This window comes from Halorubellus litoreus (assembly GCF_055378595.1).
In genome coordinates, this window is record NZ_AP043836.1 from 554662 (window position 1) to 576574 (window position 21913).

The 21913-nt window shown below is 69.7% G+C and carries 17 protein-coding genes; 5 read left to right on the top strand and 12 right to left on the bottom strand.

The annotated features are described in order from the left end of the window. Positions 1-81 precede the first annotated feature (81 nt). Positions 82-741 carry a helix-turn-helix domain-containing protein gene (locus ACZ48X_RS07075; RefSeq protein WP_336349818.1) on the bottom strand — a complete coding sequence of 220 codons (660 nt, stop codon included), beginning with the start codon at positions 739-741 and terminating at the stop codon, positions 82-84. A gap of 82 nt (positions 742-823) precedes the next feature. On the opposite strand from ACZ48X_RS07075, the gene ACZ48X_RS07080 reads away from it, so the two are divergent. After that, positions 824-2377, top strand: coding sequence for a cytochrome P450 (locus ACZ48X_RS07080; protein WP_336349817.1), 1554 nt, complete (start codon positions 824-826; stop codon positions 2375-2377). Positions 2378-2392: 15 nt separating this feature from the next. Here the strand turns inward: ACZ48X_RS07080 and ACZ48X_RS07085 are convergent, their stop codons facing one another. The 3 genes from ACZ48X_RS07085 to ACZ48X_RS07095 form a co-directional block, all read right to left on the bottom strand. Continuing rightward, the gene (locus ACZ48X_RS07085; RefSeq protein WP_336349816.1) at positions 2393-3520 is read right to left on the bottom strand and encodes a phosphotransferase family protein; all 1128 of its coding nucleotides are present in this window, start codon (positions 3518-3520) and stop codon (positions 2393-2395) included. Positions 3521-3690: 170 nt separating this feature from the next. Beyond that, positions 3691-4398, bottom strand: a complete 708-nt coding sequence (locus ACZ48X_RS07090) for a cupin domain-containing protein (protein ID WP_336349815.1) — start codon at positions 4396-4398, stop codon at positions 3691-3693. 172 nt (positions 4399-4570) lie between these two features. Continuing rightward, the gene (locus ACZ48X_RS07095; RefSeq protein WP_336349814.1) at positions 4571-5527 is read right to left on the bottom strand and encodes a winged helix-turn-helix domain-containing protein; all 957 of its coding nucleotides are present in this window, start codon (positions 5525-5527) and stop codon (positions 4571-4573) included. A 187-nt stretch (positions 5528-5714) separates the two neighbouring features. On the opposite strand from ACZ48X_RS07095, the gene ACZ48X_RS07100 reads away from it, so the two are divergent. Beyond that, positions 5715-6347: a PH domain-containing protein gene (locus tag ACZ48X_RS07100; protein ID WP_336349813.1), complete on the top strand. Its 633-nt coding sequence runs from the start codon at positions 5715-5717 to the stop codon at positions 6345-6347. Between the two features lie 338 nt (positions 6348-6685). Continuing rightward, on the top strand, positions 6686-7561 hold the full coding sequence (locus ACZ48X_RS07105) for a hypothetical protein (RefSeq protein WP_336349812.1): 876 nt from the start codon (positions 6686-6688) through the stop codon (positions 7559-7561). Positions 7562-7598: 37 nt separating this feature from the next. Here ACZ48X_RS07105 and ACZ48X_RS07110 read toward each other — a convergent pair whose 3' ends face one another. The 5 genes from ACZ48X_RS07110 to ACZ48X_RS07130 all read right to left on the bottom strand — a co-directional run bounded on the left by ACZ48X_RS07110 (position 7599) and on the right by ACZ48X_RS07130 (position 12959). Continuing rightward, positions 7599-7796: a hypothetical protein gene (locus ACZ48X_RS07110; RefSeq protein ID WP_336349811.1), complete on the bottom strand. Its 198-nt coding sequence runs from the start codon at positions 7794-7796 to the stop codon at positions 7599-7601. 87 nt (positions 7797-7883) lie between these two features. Beyond that, positions 7884-8198: an acc operon protein gene (locus ACZ48X_RS07115; protein WP_336349810.1), complete on the bottom strand. Its 315-nt coding sequence runs from the start codon at positions 8196-8198 to the stop codon at positions 7884-7886. Next, positions 8199-9743, bottom strand: coding sequence for an acyl-CoA carboxylase subunit beta (locus ACZ48X_RS07120; RefSeq protein WP_336351103.1), 1545 nt, complete (start codon positions 9741-9743; stop codon positions 8199-8201). Positions 9744-9813: 70 nt separating this feature from the next. Continuing rightward, on the bottom strand, positions 9814-11226 hold the full coding sequence (locus ACZ48X_RS07125; protein WP_336349809.1) for a sodium-dependent transporter: 1413 nt from the start codon (positions 11224-11226) through the stop codon (positions 9814-9816). Positions 11227-11501: 275 nt separating this feature from the next. Continuing rightward, the gene (locus ACZ48X_RS07130; RefSeq protein WP_336349808.1) at positions 11502-12959 is read right to left on the bottom strand and encodes a sodium-dependent transporter; all 1458 of its coding nucleotides are present in this window, start codon (positions 12957-12959) and stop codon (positions 11502-11504) included. Between the two features lie 165 nt (positions 12960-13124). Between ACZ48X_RS07130 and ACZ48X_RS07135 the strand changes: the two genes are divergently transcribed. After that, positions 13125-14852, top strand: coding sequence for a histidine kinase N-terminal 7TM domain-containing protein (locus ACZ48X_RS07135; protein ID WP_336349807.1), 1728 nt, complete (start codon positions 13125-13127; stop codon positions 14850-14852). 30 nt (positions 14853-14882) lie between these two features. On the opposite strand, the gene ACZ48X_RS07140 is transcribed toward ACZ48X_RS07135, so the two are convergent. Both ACZ48X_RS07140 and ACZ48X_RS07145 read right to left on the bottom strand, forming a co-directional pair. Further along, complete coding sequence (locus ACZ48X_RS07140) at positions 14883-15587, bottom strand: SDR family oxidoreductase (RefSeq protein WP_336349806.1); 705 nt, start codon at positions 15585-15587, stop codon at positions 14883-14885. Positions 15588-15679: 92 nt separating this feature from the next. Further along, on the bottom strand, positions 15680-16327 hold the full coding sequence (locus ACZ48X_RS07145) for a helix-turn-helix domain-containing protein (protein WP_336349805.1): 648 nt from the start codon (positions 16325-16327) through the stop codon (positions 15680-15682). Positions 16328-16413: 86 nt separating this feature from the next. On the opposite strand from ACZ48X_RS07145, the gene ACZ48X_RS07150 reads away from it, so the two are divergent. Next, positions 16414-17202: a class I SAM-dependent methyltransferase gene (locus ACZ48X_RS07150; RefSeq protein ID WP_336349804.1), complete on the top strand. Its 789-nt coding sequence runs from the start codon at positions 16414-16416 to the stop codon at positions 17200-17202. 44 nt (positions 17203-17246) lie between these two features. Here the strand turns inward: ACZ48X_RS07150 and ACZ48X_RS07155 are convergent, their stop codons facing one another. Beyond that, positions 17247-21557 carry an integrin alpha gene (locus ACZ48X_RS07155; RefSeq protein ID WP_336349803.1) on the bottom strand — a complete coding sequence of 1437 codons (4311 nt, stop codon included), beginning with the start codon at positions 21555-21557 and terminating at the stop codon, positions 17247-17249. Positions 21558-21913: the final 356 nt, after the last annotated feature.

Sequence of the window (21913 nt, forward strand, 5' to 3'; positions counted from 1 at the left end):
CTGATGTAAACCCTCGGTGGTCCGGGCGACGTCGCACGATGACGGAAGTGGACTCGACCGAGTGCGCTGTCCACGGGGCGACTATCCGCCGAGTGCGGCGTCGACGAGCGCGCGTTCGGCGTTCCGGAGGAGCGTGGATGCGGCGCTCTGGCTGATGTCGAGTTCGTCGGCGACGGTGGCGAGGTCGCCGTCGCGGGGGACGTCGTAGTAGCCGACGTCGCGCGCGACCGCGACCGCCTGGAACTGTCGGCGCGTCAGCCGGCCGGCGAGCGCGCCGCCGAGCCGGCCGTGCTCGCTCACGCGCTCGACGGTCGCGTCAACGGCGTCGGGGAGCCCGTCGAGGATTCCCGAGAGCGCGTCGTCCTCGCCGAGTACTGTCACGTGCACGGTGTCCGTCGCCGTGTACGCGATGGGTGGGACGACGACGAGCCCGGGCGCGTCGAACGTCGACATGAACGCGGTGTCGGCCTCCCGGAGCGGTACCTCGGCGTACACGTAGAACGCGTCCGCGCCCTCGACGGGCGTCACGTCCGCCGTCCGCGCCACCTCGGCCGTCTCCCCTAGCTCGCGGACGGCTTCGAGGTCGCCGGTGACGAGCGACAGGAAGTAGACGGCGTCCTCGCCCGGCCGCACCTGCCAGGACAGCACTTCCTCGCGGTCGACGACGTCGTCGTCCACCCACTCTGGGACCGGGAGCTGCATCGACTCGGGGAGCGTGAGCGTCAGGTCCGCCGACTGCATGCGTCGACGAACCCCCGCCACGGATAAAAGGGTTCAGTGAATCGGGCGAATCGACTCCTCCAGCGCGTGCGTTCGGTCACGTATGAGCGACACTGCGAACGCGACCGCGGACGACCGCGGGGACGCATCGACCACGACCGCGGCCGGCGACGGTGAACGCGCCGGCGACGCAGTCGCTGGCGCGCCGCGGCCGCCCCACGTCGACGGCCTCCCCTTCGTGGGGTGCACGCTCGGGTTCGCCCGGGATGCGCTCGACTTCGGCGGCCGGATCCTCGAACGCGGTGACGTCGTGTCCTACGACGCGTTCGGCGAGCACTTCGTCGCGGTCGCGGACCCCGACGCCATCGAGGACGTCCTCGTCTCGCGCTCGGACGCGTTCCGGAAGGGCGACTTCGAGACGGACTTCGGGGAGATAATCGCCGCCGACGGCCTCGCGTTCACGGAAGGCGAGCAGTGGCGCCGCCAGCGCATGGCGCTCCAGGGGTCGTTCACGCCCGCGAAAGTCCAGGGGTTCGCCGACGACATCGTCGACCGCGCGAACGCGATGGCCGACGACTGGGCGGCGACCGACGGCGAGATAGCGCTCCGCGACGCGAACTCGCGGTTCGCGCTCGACGTCCTCGCGCGCACCCTCCTCGACGTGGACCTCGACGGCGACCGCGGCGACGTCGTCGCGACGGCCGCCGACGCCATCAGCGACTACGCGTCCCCGGCGGCGATGGCCGTCCCGGACTGGATACCGCTCCCCGTCGACCGCCGCTACCGCGAGTCGATGGACGCGCTCGACGCACTCGTCGACGACGTCGTCGCCGACCGACGGGCGCGCGTCGAGGGCGCTGCCGACGATACCGACGAGGGCGCCGGCGGCGACGGCGATGGCGACGACGGCTACGGCGAGGACCTCCTCGGGACGATGCTCCGCGGGATCGACGACGCGGACGCCGACGCCGCCGGCGGTGCGGACGCGGGCGTCCGCGAGGACGAACTCCGCGACCAGCTCGTCACGTTCCTGTTCGCGGGCCACGAGACCACCGCGACCGCGCTCACGTACGCCGTCTGGCTCGTCGCCGGCCACCCCGAAGTCCGCGAGCGCCTCGACGGGGAGCTCGACGCGGTGCTCGACGGCGACGACCCCTCGTTCGCGGACGTCCCTCGGCTCCCCTACACGGAGGCGGTCGTCGAGGAAGCGCTGCGCCTCTACCCGCCCGTGGTCGCGGTGTACCGCGAGCCGACGACGCCGACGACCGTCGGCGGGTACCGCGTCGACCCCGGCGACGCCCTCCAGCTCTCGATCTACCAGGTCCACCGCGACGACCGCTGGTGGGACGCCCCCACCGAGTTCCGCCCCGAACGCTTCCTGACCGCCGACGACGTCGCCGACGCGGCGGACGAACGAGGGCTGGACGCCGACGCGGCCGCGTTCGGGCGCGACGACCGCCCGGAGTACGCGTTCCTCCCGTTCGGCGGCGGCCCACGGCACTGCATCGGGATGCGGTTCGCGCGCCTGGAACTCCGCCTCGCGCTCGCGACGCTCGCGAACCGCCTGGAGTTCGCACAGGTCGGCGGGTTCGACCCGACCGTCAAGATCGCGCTCGACCCCGGCGACGTCCGCATCCGCGCCAGGGACGCGCGATGACGACGGTTCGCGCGGTCACGACAGTGGGAGTTCGCCGTCGACGACGAGTTCCGCGAACCGCGCGACGTAGGCGATGTGCGGCGGCCAGTCGCTCGCCTCGTCGGCGGCGACCGCCTCGTGGTGGAGGTCGGTCCAGACCGTCGCGAGGTTGAACGCGGCGAGCGCGACGTAGAACCGAGCGTCGGCGAACGCGCGCCCGGTCGCGGTCTCGTAGCGCGCGACCAGCTCGCGCCTGGTCGGACTCCCGGGTTTGGACGTGAACGGCGCGAAGCCGCGTTCGTTCGCGCGCCGCAGGTGCTCGAACTCGCTCTCGCAGTCGGGATATCGTGCTTCGATGGGGGCGAGCGCCGGCGTGGGGTCGCCGGGGTCGCGCCAACGCAGGAGGAGGTAGCCGAGTTCGGTGAGTGGATCGCCGAGCATCGCGGTCTCCCAGTCGAGGACGGCCGCGATAGCGGGGTCGTCGCCGGGCGCGAGGAGGACGTTCCCGGGTCGATAGTCGCCGTGGACGAGCGCGCCGTCGCTCGCGGTCCCGGGACCGTCTGGGGCGTGGCGGTGGAGCCAGTCGCCGACGGCGTCGAGCGCGGGCACGTCGAGACCGGTGGCGTCGGTGGCGGCGTCGAGGCGCGCTCGCGAGCGCTCGACCTGCTCGCACGGCGAGACGACGTCGAGCGCGTCAGCGAGCGGTGCGACGTCGACGTCGTGGATGGCGGCGAGGACGTCGACGAGGTCGTGCGCGACGCGCTCTCGTGCCGCGGGTCGCCGGAAGCGCTCGGGGAGGTCGCTACCCAGTGGGACGACGTCGCCGTCGACGTACGCCTGCACGAGCAGCGGCGCACCGAGGAGGCCTTCGTCGTCGCTCGACGCCACGACGCTCGGCGCCGGGACGTCGGTCGACGCGAGGTGTTCCAGGACGCGCCGTTCCGCGGCGACGTCGTTCACGTAGCTCGCGTCCCGGAACTTCCGGGGGGAGCGAACGACGAACGCGTCGCGCTCGCTGGCCGTCGAGACCGCGACGACGAGGTTCAGGCCGTCCGCGAGCACGTCGAGGTCGATGACGCGGCCGGCGTCGGCGGGAAGTTCGGCGTCGAGGAACGCGCGGAGCGCGGCTGCGTCGACGTCGAGGTCGGCGAGCGCGAGCGTCACGCTCGAGTGGACGGGGACGATAGCAAAAAACCTCGCGGGGGTGTGACAGCACCCCTCGAACCGGACGTTCGGGCGCTGGGCTATCGGTCGCCGGGCTCTTGGCCGCCAGGCTATCGGTCGCCGGGCTCTTGGCCGCCAGGCTATCGGTCGCCGCGTCGTTCGTCGGCTGGTCAGCAGTCGACGGGTTGCGTCCAGATGGTCGGCGGGGCACCGTCGGGGACGCCGAGGAACGTCGCGTACGCGGCGGCGCCATCGGTGCTGCTGGGGTTCGACGCGATGTGGACGCTCCCCTGGCCCGGGTCGATGAACGCCTGGCCGGCGGCGTACCGGCGGGGGATGCAGTCGCGTTCGTTCACGACCTCGATCTCGCCCTCGGTGATGCTGACGATGACGGGGCCGGGGTGGGTGTGCCAGCCGGTCGTACCGTCCGGGTTCCACCTGACCTTCGCGAAGACGACGTTCGAGGCGTCCCGCGGGAGGTTCGAGACGATGGTGCCGCTGGAGCGGGCGGGCTGGCCGGTGAGTTTCTCCTCGAAGTCCTCGTCGGGGCTGACGCTGTATTCGATGCGGAACTGGGCGGCGACGCGGTCGGTGAATCGTGCGTGCATGGCGAGCGGGTCGACGAAGAACCCGTCGGGTTCGTCGACGGGCACGCTCACCGTCTCGGTGTGCGTGTTCCCGTCGCTGTCGGTGGGGTCCGCGAGGGCCGTGCCGGCGAATCCGAGGCCGGCGAGCGCGACGGCGGTCGCTTGCAGGACGGTGCGGCGGAACAGGCCGTCGTCGTCCGCGTCGCTGGGACGGTGGTGGGCTGGGTCGGTGCGTCCGGTGCGGCGGTCGTCGCTCCGGGAGTCGGTGATTACGTGGGGGGTAGTTGACATCGGTGTGTCTCCACGTAGAGAGAGGAACCCACAGGCTAAATATATAAGTTGAATTATATTTCAGTCGGCGTTCGGACTGAAGTTCCATTGCCTGCGCCCGCCGACACGTCCCGGACGAAACGCACTCTCGCCGACCGCCTCGACCCACGGAAACCGACCGACTGCGCTACACTCAGCACGACGGGGCTGTGGATTCGACTCCGACGACGTCGAAGGCCTCGTCGAGCGTCAACACGCGGACGTCACCGTCGAGGTCGATCGTGACCCTGACCTCGAACGGGTCGTCTGACACGACGTCGAGACAGGACTCGTCGATCGTCCACGGGAGCGCCCACCGCGGGACCGACCGGAGGTCGACGCCGTGCGCTCGATAGAGGTCGACGACCGCCGGATGCTCGAGCACGCTCTCGCCCGGCGTGACGAACACCCACACGCCGCAATGCGAACAGACCGACCACGCGCGAACCGCGCCACCCGCCGTCTCGTCCAGGACCGGCGACCAGATCGGGACCTCCGCCCAGGTTCTCGCGACGGTGCGGTCCATCGAGCCGTTACAGATCGAGCAGATGCCCGCATCCGCGAGCGACTTGACAGTCCGCCTGACGTGCTCGAACGCCATGAGCGCATCCGCGGGAGTGCGGTCGAGGACCGCGTTCGGCGGGAACGGCCCGAACGTGTGGAGCGTCTCGCAGTCCACGCACCGCACGAAGAACATCTCGCCCGTGTAGTTCGCCGCGAGCGCCCCGTCGCACGCGTAACAGCGCCCGTCCGTCTCGAACGGGTCGAGTTCGGGATGGGTCGTCAGGTACCCGGTGGTGATGGTGCAGATGACGCGCGCGCCGGCCTGGTGGATGTAGTACCGGCCGTCGTCGTCCTTCCCGATGAACCCGCCGTCCACGAGTTTCCGGAGGTGATAGTTGAACTGCGAGCCGTCCCGCATCCCGACCGCCTTCCTGAGTTCGCCGAACGGCATCGGTTCGGCCGGCCCGGGCCCCCAGAGGACGTCGAGGATGGCGAGTCGCGTTTCGTTCCCGACCGTCTTGAACGCCGCCTCGGGCGACAGCACGTCGAGCGCGCCCCCGGTGGCGTCGCTCGACGCGCGGCTGTCCGGTCGTTCTTGTGGGCGCATGAAGTGGTCACGTCCAGGACCGATTCCCTACTAAGTAGCACGCTTCGCGCGGGATTAACTGTTGGCTGACCACGTCCTGTCCACGTACTCGCCGGCTGCGATTCGCGCCGCGAAGCGGTCGTCGCGTCGGTTCCAACCCGTGAGAGTCGTCGTACGGTATTACGCTCCGTCGGCGCGAATCGAAGGTATGCGACCCGAGAACGAGTGGTTCAAACCCGAGAAGCTGAAGGCGTACTTCTACCTGTACGAGGCCATCGCGGTCGTCCTCTTCGCGGCGTTCGGCGCCGGCATCACTGCACTGGGTGCGTTCGCCGACGCCCCGCTGGCGGTGACCGCGACGTTCGTCGGCGTCCCCGTCGTCGTACTGGCGTTCCTCACGTGGTGGATTCCGGCGTTCTACCGGACCGCACAGTACCGGTTGACCGACGAGGAGGTCGAGTACCACCGCGGCGTGTTCTTCCAACAGAAGACGACGGTACCGTTCAACCGCATCACGAACGTGGACGCCGCGCAGGGACCCATCCAGCGGGTCGTCGACGCCGGGTCGGTCGGCATCCACACCGCCGGCTACGGCGGGCAGACGGGCGCGGAGCTGACGGTGAGCGGTATCGTGGACTACGTCGACGTCAAGGACCAGATCCTCGACAAGGTGCGTCGTCGCCCTGGCGTCTCTATCGAAGCTGGCGAGGCTGCGTCGACGGGTGACGTCGTCGCAGCCCCTGGCGGCGGGGCCGTGGCTACCGGCGAACTGCGCTCGGACGCGATGCTCTCGGAGCTTCGACGGATCCGAGAGCTACTGGAGCGACAGCCAAAGTCGTAGTTGCGGTCGGTGAGCGGTCCTCGCGTTCGTCGAACATCCTGCGGGAAGTCCGGGTCGTTCGAATGGACTCCCGGGAATCTGAGGGACCCGATCGTCGGAGCGAGTGCGCGGCGGGCCTGGTGAACCGGGACGCCTGGAGGGAGCCGGTGGCGTCCACGTACCGATGAGTGGCTGGTGGTGGTGTTCGTAAGCAGACGGTAAGCCGAGGTAGCTGGCGCAGAGCAATAGTGTTTCACGTTAACGTACCACATGGAGTTGGTTCCGAGAAGGGGGCACACCGAGGACTCCACCGAGACCCGAGGAGAGCGATCGAATACCTGCCAGCGACGCGCAGACACATGACAGCACCAACCGACGTAGACGAACTGGACCTCAGCGACCAGGAGCTCCTGACGGTCCTCAAGAACCACGGCATCGACCGACGAACGCTCATGAAGCTGTTCGGCGTGGGCGCGGGCGTCGCCGCACTCGGCGGCAGCGCCGCGGGCAGCTCGTCCCGCGGGAACCGCATCGACGAGGTGTACGGCGCGTCCTACGACGCCGAACTCGACACCGTCCCGTCCGGCATCGTCGACCACGAGGTCGGCATGCACGTCCACCCAGGCGACGGTGCGCACGAGGGCTTCCCACCCACCCAGGGCGAGGGCGAGGGCGAGGACGGCGACCAGGGCGACGAGGACGGGGAGAACGGCGAGGACGGCGACCAGGGCGAGGACGGGGAGAACGGCGAGGACGCCGTCCCGGAGTTCTTCTTCGACCCCGTTGGCCTCCACGTGAACCTCGGCGACGTCGTCGCGTTCACCACCCACGGCACCGGGCTGCACACGATCACGTCGTTCCACCCGAAGTGGAACGAACCGCCGGTCCTCACCTTCCCGGACCGCGTCCCGACGGACTACGGGTTCTCGTCGCCACCGATCGCGACCGACGACACCTGGCTGTACCGCTTCACGACCAAGGGCGTGTACGACCTCCTCTGTCTCCCGCACGTCAGTTTCGGCATGGTCATGCGTATCGTCGTCTTCGACCCGGAAGAGGACGACGTCTCCGAGGAGCGGTTCAGCGAGCCCGCGCCGGACTCGGAGGCGCCGCTCCCAGGGGCAGCAGCGACAGTCCTCGGAGACGATGCACTCGACCCAGAGAACGTCGTCGACGTGGGCGAGGTCGCGTGGTCGGCCCTCTCGCTAGGCTCGACCGAATCAGACGACTCCTGAATCGAATCTCTCCCGGTCCCCGCTTTCTACACCGCGTTCAGCGAGAGGCTTCGAGGCGCGAAAGGTGCCTCCGTTCGCCTAGCAGTGCGCTCGCGGCGCCGGCGACGCCGACGACGGCGACGACGTGCCCCGGGTCCGGCGCCGGGACGACGCCACCGGCGACGAGCGCGAGGACGACGACGAGCGCGAGCAAGCCACCCGCGAACCAGAGGACCGCCGTCCGCTTCGGGTTCATACTCGTGCTAGTCGCGCGACCCGGAAGTACCTTTCCGTCGTCCCAGCGAGGAGAGAAAGCGGCGTGGCTGGGATAGCGAGCCCGGTATCAGAACCGGTCGGTGCGTCCGCTCGCCGCCCACGCGTCCGTCGGCGCGCCGTCGGGGACACGCGCGCTCCGCCCCTGCACGCTCTCGAGGCGGCCGGCGTACGACCACTTCCGACCCGCCCACGACGCCTCGTCGTCGCCCGCCGCTGCCGCCGCTCGCTCCAGGTCCGTCAGGTGCGCGCCCACGGCCGTAGCGATCGCCGCCGCCTCCGCGTCGTTCGCGTCCGCCGGAATCGACAGCGCCGACAGGAGCGCCGCCACGTCCGTCGACGCGCCCGCGGACTCGTCCGCCGTCGCTGACTCGTCGCCCGTCATCTACAGCGGGATGTTCCCGTGCTTCTTGTCCGGCTGGCTCTCGCGCTTCGTCTTCAGCATGTCCAGGTCGTCGATGAGGCGCGACCGCGTCTCCACGGGCTCGATGACGTCGTCCAGGAAGCCCTTGTCCGTCGCCGTGTAGGGGTTCGCGAACTCGTCGCGGTACTCCTCGATGAGCTCGTCCCGGAGCTCGTCGGGGTTCTCCGCCTCGGCGAGCTCGTCCCGATACAGGATGTTCACCGCGCCCTGGGGCCCCATCACCGCAATTTCGGCGGTCGGCCACGCGTAGTTCACGTCCGCGCCGAGGTTCTTCGACGCCATCACGCAGTACGCGCCACCGTACGCCTTCCGCGTGATGACCGTCAAGAGCGGCACCGTCGCCTCGCTGAACGCGTACAGGAGCTTCGCGCCGTGGCGGATGATGCCGCGGTGCTCCTGCTCGGTCCCCGGCATGTACCCGGGGACGTCGACGAACGTCACGATCGGGATGTTGAACGAGTCACAGAACCGCACGAACCGCGACCCCTTCATCGACGCGTCCACGGTGAGCGTCCCCGCGTTCACGCGCGGCTGGTTCGCGACGATACCGACCGAGTGCCCGTCGAGGCGCCCGAACCCGACGACGATGTTCTTCGCGAAGTTCTTCGCGACCTCCATGAACGACCCCTCGTCGACGGTCTCCCCGATGACGTCCGTGACGTCGTAGGGCTTCTGGGGACTCTCGGGGACGATGTCGTTCAGCGCCTCCGGGCGTCGGTCCGGGTCGTCCCACGGCTCGACGCGCGGCGGGTCCTCCACGTTGTTCTGCGGGAGGTAGGACAAGAGGCGCTTGATGCGGTCGAGCGCCTCCTCCTCGTCGTTACAGTGGAACTGCGCCACGCCCGTCTTCGACGTGTGCGTGCCGGCGCCGCCGAGTTCCTCCTGCGTGACCTCCTCACCGGTGACGGTCTTGATGACGCCCGGCCCGGTGATGTACATGTGGCTGGTCTCGTCGACCATGAAGATGAAGTCCGTGATCGAGGGCGAGTACACCGCACCGCCCGCGCACGGCCCCATGATAGCCGATATCTGCGGGACGACCCCTGACGCTTGCTGGTTCCGGTGGAAGATGTCCGTGAACCCAGCCAGGGACTTCACGCCCTCCTGGATGCGAGCGCCCGCGGAGTCGTTCAGGCCGATGATGGGCGCGCCGACCTCCATCGCCATGTCCATCACCTTCGTGATCTTCTCCGCGAACACCTCGCCGAGGCTCCCGCCGAACACGGTGAAGTCGTGCGCGAACACGAACACCTTCCGGCCATCGACGTCGCCGTACCCGGTGACGACGCCGTCGCCTAATATCTGCTTCTCCTCCATCCCGAAGTTGTGCGCGTTGTGCGTCCGGAGTTGGTCGAACTCGTGGAACGTCCCGTCGTCGAGGAAGTACTCGATGCGTTCGCGAGCCGTCATCTTCCCCTTCTCGTGCTGGGACTCGATGCGGTCCTCGCCGCCGCCGAGCAGCGCCTCCTCTCGGAGTTCCTCGAGTTCCTCGATGCGGTCCTCCATCGTCACGGCGACCACCTAGTCATTGGGAGAACCGTCGCCCACCGACGACTAAAGGTTTCCCGTTAGGGCCTCATCTAGCGATTTCGTCAATAGTCCGGGTGCGTGCGGCGAGTACGACGACGAGCGCGCTCGCCGCGAGTGCGACGGCGACGACGACGGGCGTGCCGACGTCGACGCTCGCGGCGTCAGCGACGCCGACGCCGAGCGTGAAGAGGAGGAACGGCGGGAGGACGACGCCGACGAGGACGCGCCAGCCGTCGGCGAGACCCGTCGAGAAGCGGGTGCCGCGCGCGAACTCGGCGACGGCGTCCGCGCCGACGACCCACGCGGTGAAGACGACGAACGCGAACAGCCCGAGCGTGAGGACGACGTCGACGACGGGGCCGGCGAGGAGCGCGAAGAGGTCGGGCAGGAACGCGCTCGCGGTTCCCGTGACGAGGATGACCGCGGCGACGCCGAGCGTCGCGCGTTGCCGGTCGACGTCGCGTTCGTCGACGAGGTACGCGACGACGATCTCGAGCATGCTGATCGAGGAGGAGAGCGCGGCGAGCGCGACGACGGCGAAGAACCCGGCGGCCAGGAGGCTGCCGGCGGGGAGGGCGGCGAACGCGGTGGCGACGCCGACGAAGAGCGCGCCGGGACCGCTCGTCTCGACGCCGACGCCGGGCGTCGAGAACAGCAGCGGGAACACGACGAGGCCGGCGAGCACGCCGACGGCGGTGTTGAGGACGGCGACCATCGTGGCGTCGGCGGGGAGCGACCGGTCCTCGCCGACGTAGCTCGCGTACGTTATCATGGTGCCAGCGCCGACGCTGAGCGTGAACAGCGCCTGGCCGGCGGCGGACAGCACGATGTCGAGGAAGTTCGCCCGGATGGTGTCGAGGTCGAACGCGAGGTAGAACGCGTAGGCGTCGCCGGCGCCGTCGAGGCCGCTCACCCACGCCGCCATGCCGACGAGGACGAGGAGGACGACGGGCATCATGACGGTGGTTGCGCGCTCGATGCCGTCGCGGACGCCGCCGTAGACGACGCCCGCGGTGAGCGCGAGGAAGAGGACGTGGAACGCGGCGGCGCCGGGACCGTACGCGATGGCGTCGAAGTACGCGCCGGGGGCGTCGAAGTACGCGCCCGTCGGCGACGCGACGAGATACCGGAGTATCCACCCGCCGACGACGCTGTAGAACGACAGGAGGACGAGGCCGGCGAGGACGCTCACGAGGCCGACGTGCCCCCAGTTCTTCGAGCCGGAGAGGTCGCGGAGCGCGCCGACGGGGCTCTTGCGCGACCGACGCCCGAGGACGAACTCCGCGAGGAGTCCGGGGACGCCGACGACGAGGACGATACCGAGGTAGACGACGAGGAACGCGCTACCGCCGTTCTCGGCGGTCATCCACGGGAACCGCCAGATGTTCCCGAGGCCGACCGCGCTCCCGACGGCTGCGAGGACGAACCCGACGCGGCCCGTCCAGGATTCACGTGCCATTGTCACTCATCGCCGGGGCACGCCCCATGAGCGTTACGAACCGACGATTCGTCAGAAGACGAGTATCACGGTCTTCAAGACCCACTTGCGGTGTTCTCTGTGGCTGTCGAGCGCGAGACGTGCAGGAGCGGTTACGAATCGTCGGTCAGTCGTGAGGGGGAGGAGGAGCGGTTACGAATCGTCGGTCGGACGTGAGGAGGAGGAGCAGTTACGAATCGTCGGTCGGGGACGAGACCGGCTCCGAGCGTGCGGCGAGAGCGGGGTGGTTCGAGGCGTCAGTCGTCTCCGGGGCCCGCGAGTCGAGTGCCGTCGGACGGGGCGCTGGCGACGGTGCGGGCGCCGGCGACGAGGGCGACCGCGATGGCGGCGGCGAGCGCGACGACGAGCGGCATCGACGAGAGCACGCTGCTCTCGACGACTGCCGCCTTCACGAGCAGGGACTTGACGCCGAGGACGAGCGTGACGGTGAGCGCGAGCACGACGACCGTCCGGAGCGCCCACAGCCAGGCGAGCGCGGCGGCCTGGCTCGCGCCGGAGCCGCGGCGGAGTTCGGTCGTCGACCGCCCGGGCCGCACCCAGCCGACCGCGATCGCGATACCGAGGCCGCCGAGGGGGAGGAGGAGGTTGTACGCGACCGCGTTGTACCAGCTGAGGGCGTTGATGCCGAACGCGGTCGGGATACCGAGCACGAAGATGCCGACGCCGGCCGCGGCGGCGAGGGGTTTGCGGTCGTAGCTCGTGTTGTCGACGACGTACGACACGACGACCTCGAGGAGCGAGATCGCCGAGGAGAGCGCCGCGAGGAGGAGGACGAGGAAGAACACGAGGCCGAGGACGCGACCGGCCGGGAGGGTCGCGAACGCGGCAGCCATGGACTCGAAGACCGCGCCCATGCCCGCGGTCTCCATCGAGAGGCCCTGCGCGGCGAGCACGGGGAAGACGACGAGGCCCGCGAGGACGCCGACGAGCGTGTTCAGGACGACGATGGTGGCGCCGTCGGCGGGGAGCGAGTCGTCCTCGCCGAGGTAGCTCGAGTACGTGACCATCGCACCCATCCCGAGGCTGAGCGTGAAGAACGCCTGTCCGACGGCGCTCGGGAGGACGCTCGGGAGGTTCGCGACGAGCGCGTCGACGTCCGGCGACAGGTAGAACTGGTAGCCAGCGCCGGCACCCTCGAGCGTCGTCGCCCACGCGCCGAGGCCGACGAGGAGCAGGACGATGCTCGGCACCATCACCTTCGTGCCCATCTCGATGCCGTCCTCGACGCCGAGCGCGACGATGCCGACGACGACGAGCATGAAGACGAGGTGGAGCGCGAGCGCGTCCGTGCCGGAGGCGATCGCGCCGAAGTACCCGGAGGGGTCCGCGAAGTACGCGCCCGTGGCGCTCCCGGCGATGTACCGGAGCACCCAGCCGCCGACGACGCTGTAGAACGACAGGATCCAGAAGCCGACGAGGACGCCGAGGGCGCCGACGAGCGCCCACGACCGGCCGGCGTACTCGCGGAAGGCGTCCACGGGGTTCTGCTCGGTGTTCCGGCCGACGACGAACTCCGCGAGGAGTGCGGGGAACCCGATGACGAAGACGGCGGCGAGGTAGACGACGAGGAAGGCGGCACCGCCGTTGTTCGCGGCCTGGAACGGGAACTGCCAGATGTTCCCGAGGCCGACTGCGCTCCCGACCGCGGCGAGGATGAACCCGACGCGACTGCTCCACGTCTCGCGTTCTTGCATGCGTGTCCAGTTCGTCGTCGACTCCCACGTGTAAACCTGACGTTCGTTTCTTTCAGTTCCAGACGTCGATAACGCGAAGACAGTCACGCTATCCAACTGGTCGCCCACCACGACCCATGATATTCAGCCACAACCGTCATACGGGACGGCGACGTTCATCTGACAATGATAGACGCGGTCCTGGCGTTCGTGTACGCAGCCCTTCCGCTCGTGTACGCGGGCACGGCCGTCGCGACCGGCATCCTCGCCGTCTTCACGTGGCGCGACCGGTCGGCGACGGGGTCGACGGCGATGGTCGGCGTGCTCGTCGCCATCACCTTCTGGCTCCTCGCCATCACCGCCGGCAGCCTCGTCACGGACCTCCGGACGATGCTCGTCCTCGCGAGCGTCGCCCTCGCCGGCCTCTCGCTCACCGTCGCCTTCCTGTTCGTGTTCGCGCTCCGGTACGCCGGCTACGACGACCGCCTCGCCGGACCGACCGCGCTCGTCCTCCTCGTCCATCCGCTCCTCGTCGGGTTCTTCGCCATCACGAACGACGGCACCGGCATCTCGCTCCTCGGCGTCGGCGGCCACGACCTCATCTACGAGCGCGTCGAGATGGGGTCGTACGCGAACGGGAACGTCGTCTGGGGAGACGGATTCTGGGTGCACACCGCGTACGCCTACCTCCTCACGCTCGCGAGCACCGCCCTCGTCCTCAAGACGACGTTCGCGTCGAACGACACCTACCGGTTCCAGTCCGCGACTGTCGCGGTCGCCATCCTCGTCCCGTGGGTGTCGAACGTCCTCGACCTCTTCGTCGCTGGCGTCGACGGCCTGCTCGCGCTCGGGTTCGGCGCCTCAGCGATACTCCTCACGGTCTCCATCCACCGGTACGAACTCTCGAACGTCACCCCGGTCACTCGCCGCGTCGTCATGGAGGCGGTCGCCGACGGCGTGCTCGTGGTCGACGCCGACGGCCGCATCGTCGACCTGAACGACCGTGCGCGAGACCTCCTCGAGCTGTCGGCGGACGCGCTCGGCGCGGACGCCTGCACCGTCCTCCCGGCGGCGCTCGACGAGTTCGCCGACCCGGAGACCGCGCCGACCCGAGGCCGCGTCAGTTACGACGACCGCACGCTCGACGTCGAGACGACGCCGTTCGGTGACGAGAACGGCGGTCGCGTGTTCGTCCTCCGGGACGTCACCGAACAGCACGCCTACCGCGAGGAACTCGAACGGAAGACCGAGCGCCTCGACCGATTCGCGAGCGTCGTCAGTCACGACCTCCGGAACCCACTGAGCGTCGCGAAAGGGTACGCCGACATCGCCGAATCCAGCGGTGACCCGGACGCGTTCGAGCAGGTCCACGCCGCCCACGACCGCATGGAGTCCCTCATCGAGGACGTCCTCCTGATGGCGCGCGAAGGCGAGACGTCCACGAACCCCGAACCCGTCGCGCTCGCCGACGTCGCCGAGCGCGCGTGGACGACCGTCGACACCGAGGACGCGACGCTCGACGTCCCAGGAAGCGACGCGGCCGTCGACGCCGACCCGGACCGCATCGTCCAGCTGTTCGAGAACCTGTTCCGGAACAGCGTCGAGCACGGCGGCGCCGACGTGACGGTGACCGTCAGCGCGCTCGACGACGGGTTCGCCGTCGCGGACGACGGCGACGGCATCGACCCGGACGTCGGCGACGACCTCTTCGACACCGGCGTCACCGGCGACGGCGGCACCGGTCTCGGACTCGCCATCGTCGACCGGATCGCCGGCGCACACGGCTGGACGGTGACGACGACCGAGAGCGACACCGACGGTGCGCGCTTCGAATTCCACGGCGTGACCCGCCGCCCCGACGCCGACATCGTCACGAGCGACCCCGAACCCATCCCCGACGACCCGTTCGCGTGACCCCCAATCTGGCCGGGACGGGACGCCGCCTCAGGCTTCGCCGTAGACGGGGACCGCCGCACCGCTGGTCACCGACGCGGCCTCCGAGCACAGGAAACAGATGACGTCCGCGACGTCCGCGGGGTCCACCCAGTCGTCGCTCGGCGTCATCATCTCGCGGTTCATCGGCGTGTCCAGCACGCTCGGCATCACCGCGTTCGCGCGAACGCTCCCGAGTTCCTCCTCCGCGATGGTCTCCGTGAGCGTCCGCACGCCTGCCTTCGACGCCCGATACGGGCCGTCGCCTTCGCCGCCTTCGAGCGACGACCGCGAGGAGATGGAGACGATGGCGCCGTCGGTCTCCCGGAGGTGCGGAATGGCGTGCTTGCTCGCGAGGAACATCGACTGCAGGTTCACGTCGAACAGGAACTCGAACTCGTCGACCTCGGTGTCCGCGAGGTCGTCGCCGCCACGCCACGTCCCAGCGACGTTACAGAGCGCGTCGACGCGACCGTGATCGTCCACGACGCGCTCGAAGAGCTCGGCGACCGCGTCCTCGTCCGTGAGGTCCGCCTGATAGAACTCGGTCCCCGAATCCGGGTCCAGGAGCGCGTCCTCGTGGCTCGGTTCCCTGACGTCGACCGCCGCGACCGTCGCGCCCGCGTCGCGGAACGCGTCCACGACCGCACTCCCGAGCGCGCCCGACGCACCGGTCACGACCGCCACCTGCTCGCCGAAGTCGAACTGGACTGGCATACCCGAGACGACGGTCGGGACGCTGATAGAACTCCGGGTGCCAGCAGGGCGAGTGCGCGCTCAGGTCGTGTCGGCGGTCGGGCCGCGTCGACTCAGGGCGCGTCGAGCGCGTTCCCGACGAGCGTCGACTCGGCGCGCCGCAGCAGGGTGGACGCGGTCGACACCGCGCAATCCATCTCCGCGGCGACCGCCTCCACGCCGTCGTCCCGCGGCACCTCGTAGTACCCGACGCGCCACGCCGCCCGGAGCGCCTCGCGCTGCCGGTCCGTCAACCCGCGTTCGTCCCACCCGGCGTACTCGCCGACGCGCGTCACGTCCACGTCCATCCCCGCCGGGAGGGACTCGACGACCGCCTGCAGGTCCGCGGCGTGCCCGACCACCGTAAGTTCCATCGTCATGTCCGGATGGAAGACGACGGGCCCGGCGACGACGACCGTGTCCTGCTCGAACGCGTCGAGGAGGTCGCGTTCGCTGTCGTCGTTCCGGGCGCGAACGTACAGGAAGAACGCGTCCTCGCCGTCCGGCGTCACGTCGTACTCGAGGACGTCCGGGCGGTCCGCGAGCACCGCCTCGTACGCCTCCCGGTCGCCGTCGACGTAGAACAGGAGCGTCCGCACGCCCCCGTCGGTCTTCCCCTCCACGAGCACCTCGCGGTCCACCGCTGGCGACTCGCAGACGAACCGATGCATCGGGTCGATGGTGTCCGCGGTGTGCCGGATGCGCACGTGGAGCGACTTCATGCCACCACGCCAACAGCCCCAGCGTGCTTAAACCATCGATAGGGTTCGCGGAAACGAACACGGTCACTGGGTGCGTCCACTCGAGCATGCAGGGACGAGCGCTGCCCGACGACGACGACGCGGTCGACGACGCGAACACTGACCGAGACGAGCGGCTGCGGCGCGCGCTCGCGGCCAGCGGCCTCGAACTCGACGACGACCCCGCGACGACCGGGGGCGACGACCAGCGCGGCCAGAAGCTGTACGACTGGTGGAGTCGCCGCCCGCGCGTCTACGCGGCCGTGATGGACCTCGCCGCGCCGCTGTTCGAGGACGCGTTCGACGCGCTCGACGCTCGCCCCGGCGAGGTCGTCTGCGACCTCGGGTGCGGGCACGGCCGGAACTTCCAGCGGCTCGTCGACGCGGTCGACGCCGACGGCGAGCCAGCGACCGCGGCGGACGACCGCGGCGCAGTGGTCGGCGTGGACTACAGCGCCGGGATGGTCGCGAAGGCCCGCGCCCGCGTCCGCGACGCGGGGTGGCGCGGCGTGCACGTCGCTCGCGGCGACGCCACCGAGACGGTCGGCCCCGACGACACCTACGACGCCGTGTTCACGACGTTCGCCCTCCACACGATGCAGGACCCGCACGCCGTCCTCGAGAACGTCCGCGACGCGCTCGCGCCCGACGGCCGGTTCGTCGCGCTCGACGGCGGCGGCCTCCGGGCGCCTGGCACCCGCTGGCTGAACCCCGTCTTCGAGCGCGCACTCGCATTCACCGTCGACCATCAGGTCGGCGTCGACACGCTCGCCGCCACCCGCGACGTCTTCGACGACGTCACCGTCGTCGACACGTACGACGCCGGCAGCGGCTACGTCATCGTCGCGCGGACGTGACCGCGCCAGGCCGTCGCCGGAGGAGACCGGGCTGGCGGACGCGACTACCGCTCGCGTCGCCTCGCGACCACGCCGAACGCTGACAGCCCGGCGACCACCGCGAGCGCCAGCCCGCTCGCGCTGGTGTCGCTCCCGAATCCCGCGTCGACGTTCGAGATCATGGGCGGCGGCCCGCACGACTCCGCGGTGCCACTGTTCCCACCGGGGAACTCGCACTCGGGCGTCCCGGCCTTCACGATCACCGACGCGATCTCCTCCTCGGACTCCCACTCGACCGCGATCGGCTCGCCGCCCTCTTTCGTCTCACTCACGGTGACCGTAACGCCCATCGAGTCCCCGCCTTCCGGAGCGAAGTCCCCACCTGCCTCCTCGAACTTCACCAACAGGCTCTGTCCCGATGGACACGGGTCGTTCCCCTCCTGCGTGCCACCCTCGACACAGAACGCGACGAAACTGATTGCCGCATCCCCGGACTCCGTCGTGGTCGTCGTGGTCGTCGTGGTCGTGGTTGGCTCCGTCGTCGTGGTCGTCGTCGGTTCCGTCGTCGTCGGCTCCGTCGTCGTCGGCTCGGTCGTCGTCGGTTCCGTCGTCGTCGGCTCGGTCGTCGTCGGCTCCGTCGTCGTCGGTTCAGTCGTCGTCGGCTCCGTCGTCGTCGGCTCGGTCGTCGTCGGTTCCGTGGTGGTCGGCTCCGTCGTCGTCGGTTCCGTGGTGGTCGGCTCCGTCGTCGTCTTTTCGTCGTTCGGTTCGCCGAGGTCACACGCCTGCTCGGTGTTGCTCGCCTTCACGTCAATCTGGTCGCCGTCGTAGAACAACCGTACCGTCGCGGAGCCGTCGTCGCTGGTGTTCACCACGAACGTCTCCCGGTCGTTCGCGTCGACCGTGAGCTCACCGTCTTCGTCGGTGCCGTACACGTCGTACTGCACCGTCACCGGCACGTCGTTGTCGTTCGTGACGCGGTACAGCGCCAGGTCGTCCTCCGCGTCGACGCAGATGGCGGTGAGCGTGACGTCCTCCGGGTCGACCGGCGGCTCCTGGACCGGCTCATTACACGTCACGTCCACTGGCCCCGACTCCGTGAGCAGCGGCGCGTCGGTGTCGTCGCCGTCGTACAGCACGACGTTCGTGACGTTCTTGTCGTCGGGGTTCTCGAAGGGGATGCGGCCGTCGAACTCGCCGTCGGTCGTCGCTGCGGTCGCCGTCGTGTTCGTTCCGTCCTCGAACTCCACCTTTATCGTCACGTTCTCGCTATCCGCGTTGCTCACCAGGACTGAGACGTTCTCGCACGTGACGTCGCGGATACTTCCCGCCGGCATCGGGTCCGGTTCCGGCACGTTGCACGTGACGTCCACTGGCCCCGACTCCGTGAGCAGCGGCGCGTCGGTGTCGTCGCCGTCGTACAGCACGACGTTCGTGACGTTCTTGTCGTCGGGATTCGAGTACGGGATCTCCCCGTCGAACTCGCCGTCGGTCGTCGCTGCGGTCGCCGTCGTGTTCGTCCCGTCCTCGAACTCCACCTTTATCGTCACGTTCTCGCTATCCGCGTTGCTGACGAGGACGCTCACGTTCTCGCACGTGACGTCGAGGATGGACCCCGCGGGTATCGGGTCCGGTTCCGGCACGTTGCAGGTGACGTCGATGGGGCCGGTCTCGGTCAGCTGTTCCCCCGCAGTGTCGGTTCCTTCGAACAGTTGGACGCGCGTCACGTTCTTGTCGTCGGGGTTCGAGTACGGGATCTCCCCGTCGAACTCGCCGCCCGGGGCGGCCGCGGTCGCCGTCGTGTTCGTCCCGTCCGCGAACGTCACGAGGACGGTGACGTTCTCCGCCTGGACGTTGCTCGCCACCACGCTCACGTTCTCGCACGTCACCTCCTCGATGGTCCCCGCCGGGAACGGCGCCGGCTCGGGCTCGCTACAGGTGACGTCGACCGGCCCCGACTCCGTGAGCAGCGGCGCGCTCGTGTCGTCGCCGTCGTAGAGCACGACGTTGGTGACGTTCTTGTCGTCGGGGTTCGCGAAGGGGATGCGGCCGTCGAACTCGCCGTCGGTCGTCGCTGCGGTCGCAGTCGTGTTCGTCCCGTCCTCGAACTCGACCTCGATCGTGACGTTCTCGCTATCGGCGTTACTGACGAGGACGCTCACGTCCTCGCACGTCACCTCGCGGATGGACCCCGCCGGAATCGGGTCCGGTTCCGGCACGTTACAGGTGACGTCGATGGGGCCCGTCTCGGTCAGGACGCTCGCGCTCGTGCTATCGCCGTCGTAGAGCACGACCCGCGAGACGTTCTTGTCGTCGGGGTTCGAGTACGCCACGCGACCGTCGAACTCGCCGTCGGACCCGATGTCCTCGGTCGCGGTCGTACTCGTCCCGTCCTCGAATTCGACCTCGACGGTTATCTTCTCGCTATCGGCGTTACTGACGAGGACGCTCACGTCCTCGCACGTCACGTCACGGATGCTCCCCGCCGGTTCCGGCTCCGGTTCCGGTTCGCGGCACGTCACGTCGATGGGGCCGGTGTCGTCGAGGCGCTCGCCACTCGTATCGCCACCGGCGAACAGCTTCACGCGACTCACGTTCCGGTCCTCCGGGTTGTCGAACGCGACGCGGCCGTCGAACTCGCCGTCGGACCCGATGTCCTCGGTCGCGGTCGTCGACGTCCCGTCCTCGAAGAACACCTTCACGGTCACGCGACCCTCGGAGACGTTCTCGACGTCGACCGTGACCGCGTCGCAGGACACGTCCACGACGTCGCCGGACGGCTCCGGCTCGGGCTCCGGCGTTCGCTCGACGCACGCGCCGTTCACGAGGTACGCCGCGCCGGTGTCGTTCGCGGTCGCGCTGTCGTTGAACGGCGCGCCGACGACGACGTCGTTCGCGCCGTCGCCCGTGACGTCACCGACGTCCGACACCGCGCGTCCAGCCATGTCGTCCTCGCCCACGCCGGCGAGTTTGGCGAGTGCGGTCGACAGGTTCCGGGCGTCCGCGAGCGTCTCGCTGCCCTCGACGAGGTACGCGGCGCCCGCGTTCGGCGCGGTCGAGTTGTTCCCGGGCGCGCCGACGAGGACGTCCGCGTACGGGTCGCAGGTCACGTCGCCCGACCCGGCCGACGAGACCGACCAGCCCGCGCGGTCGCCCGCGGACTCACCGTAGAGGTCGAGCCCGAACGCCGACAGGTTCGCCGTCCCGGCGGCCTCCGGCGTCCCCGGGACGACGTACGCCGCACCGGCCTGGTCGCCGTTCGAGTCGTTGAACGGGGCGCCGACGACGATGTCGTCGAACGAGTCGTTGTTCACGTCGCCGGCGTACGAGACGGCGAACCCGGCGAGGTCCCGGCCCGTCGCGCCGACGTACTTCACCTGGGCGTCCGCGAGCGACTGCGTGGCGTCGAACGTCTCCGCGGTGAGGACGTACGCCGCGCCAGCGTCGACCGCGGTGGAGTCGTTCCGGGGAGCGCCGACGAGGAGGTCGTGGTCGCCGTCGCCGTCGAAGTCGCCGGCGGTGTCGACGGACGCGCCGGCGCGGTCCCCGCTCGCCTCGCCGACGAACGTCGCGTCCGCCTCGGCGAGCGACGCGTTCCCGACCGGGACGTCGTCGAAGAGCGCGACCGCGCCGGCGTCCTCGCCGACGGAATCGTTCCCGGGCGCCCCGACGAGCACGCTGTCCGGCGTACCGTCCGTGAGGTTCCCGACGCCCGCGACCGACGTGCCGGCGCGGTCGCCCGCCCCGGTCCCGTACAGGACCGAGCTCGCGGCCGCGAGCGACGCGTTCGCCGGGAGCGACGGGACGTCACGGACGACGTAGACGGCGCCCGCGTTCTCTCCCGCGGTGTCGTCACCGGGGACGCCGACGAGGAGTTCGCTGACGTTGTCGCCGTCGAGGTCCGCGGCGTCCAGCGCGGCCCCGGCGCGACTGTTCGCCGCGGCGCCGTTGAGCGTCACGTCCGCGGTGGACGCGTTCATCTCGCCGGGTTCGACCGGGCCGTAGAACACGTAGACTGCGCCCGCGTTCGGCCCGGCGGTGTCGTTCCGCGGGGCGCCGACGACGACGTCGTCGACGCCGTCGCCGTCGAGGTCGCCGACGTCCGTGACCGCGGCGCCGAGCGAGTCGTTCTCGGCAGCGCCGCGGAACGTGGTGTTCGCGTCGGAGAGGTTGACGTCTCCGGACAACACACCTGGTTCGGTCGGCGACGCCGCCGGACCGCCGACCTCCCGTGCTTCCGTCGCGGGGTCGGTGGTCGCGACAGCCGAGGCTGTCAGCGGACCGATTCCCGCGACGACGATGCTGCTGGCGACGATGAACGTGACGGCGACGACGAGCCACTCTCGTCCGCCGCTTGCGACCGTCGAGTCCGTAGTCATCTCTACTGAACGTTGTCACGGAATCCCCCTTTGTTATAGCATGACAAGCAGACCGCAATCCGAGCGAGCGGCGAGATTACGGCCCGTTACCGGCACCGCGACGCCCGAACGCCAGACCAGTTCGAAAACCTGGGCTCTCGGTTGGTTCCGCGCCGGAAATCACGACGTACGGTCGTCGACGCGATTCCCAGTTCGCGACCGCGTCGTGGCGGCGTACCGACCGCGAACCGGGGCGTGCGCTCGGTCGGTTGCGTGACATCGCCGCCCGAGAGTCGCCGAGCGACCGCTCGTCGATGGCGAGTCGCTTCCCGGACGGTTCGGCGTGGTCGTCGACCGCCGACGACTGCCGGCCAGGT

Bases quoted from the DNA above. Each gene is read 5' to 3' on its own strand.
- ACZ48X_RS07150 (WP_336349804.1), top strand. From the start codon at position 16,414: ATGCAGGGACGAGCGCTGCCCGACGACGACGACGCGGTCGACGACGCG.
- ACZ48X_RS07095 (WP_336349814.1), bottom strand. From the start codon at position 5,527: ATGCGCCCACAAGAACGACCGGACAGCCGCGCGTCGAGCGACGCCACC.
- ACZ48X_RS07110 (WP_336349811.1), bottom strand. From the start codon at position 7,796: ATGAACCCGAAGCGGACGGCGGTCCTCTGGTTCGCGGGTGGCTTGCTC.
- ACZ48X_RS07145 (WP_336349805.1), bottom strand. From the start codon at position 16,327: ATGAAGTCGCTCCACGTGCGCATCCGGCACACCGCGGACACCATCGAC.
- ACZ48X_RS07155 (WP_336349803.1), bottom strand. From the start codon at position 21,557: ATGACTACGGACTCGACGGTCGCAAGCGGCGGACGAGAGTGGCTCGTC.
- ACZ48X_RS07115 (WP_336349810.1), bottom strand. From the start codon at position 8,198: ATGACGGGCGACGAGTCAGCGACGGCGGACGAGTCCGCGGGCGCGTCG.
- ACZ48X_RS07090 (WP_336349815.1), bottom strand. From the start codon at position 4,398: ATGTCAACTACCCCCCACGTAATCACCGACTCCCGGAGCGACGACCGC.
- ACZ48X_RS07135 (WP_336349807.1), top strand. From the start codon at position 13,125: ATGATAGACGCGGTCCTGGCGTTCGTGTACGCAGCCCTTCCGCTCGTG.
- ACZ48X_RS07125 (WP_336349809.1), bottom strand. From the start codon at position 11,226: ATGGCACGTGAATCCTGGACGGGCCGCGTCGGGTTCGTCCTCGCAGCC.
- ACZ48X_RS07120 (WP_336351103.1), bottom strand. From the start codon at position 9,743: ATGGAGGACCGCATCGAGGAACTCGAGGAACTCCGAGAGGAGGCGCTG.
- ACZ48X_RS07100 (WP_336349813.1), top strand. From the start codon at position 5,715: ATGCGACCCGAGAACGAGTGGTTCAAACCCGAGAAGCTGAAGGCGTAC.
- ACZ48X_RS07080 (WP_336349817.1), top strand. From the start codon at position 824: ATGAGCGACACTGCGAACGCGACCGCGGACGACCGCGGGGACGCATCG.
- ACZ48X_RS07075 (WP_336349818.1), bottom strand. From the start codon at position 741: ATGCAGTCGGCGGACCTGACGCTCACGCTCCCCGAGTCGATGCAGCTC.
- ACZ48X_RS07130 (WP_336349808.1), bottom strand. From the start codon at position 12,959: ATGCAAGAACGCGAGACGTGGAGCAGTCGCGTCGGGTTCATCCTCGCC.
- ACZ48X_RS07140 (WP_336349806.1), bottom strand. From the start codon at position 15,587: ATGCCAGTCCAGTTCGACTTCGGCGAGCAGGTGGCGGTCGTGACCGGT.
- ACZ48X_RS07105 (WP_336349812.1), top strand. From the start codon at position 6,686: ATGACAGCACCAACCGACGTAGACGAACTGGACCTCAGCGACCAGGAG.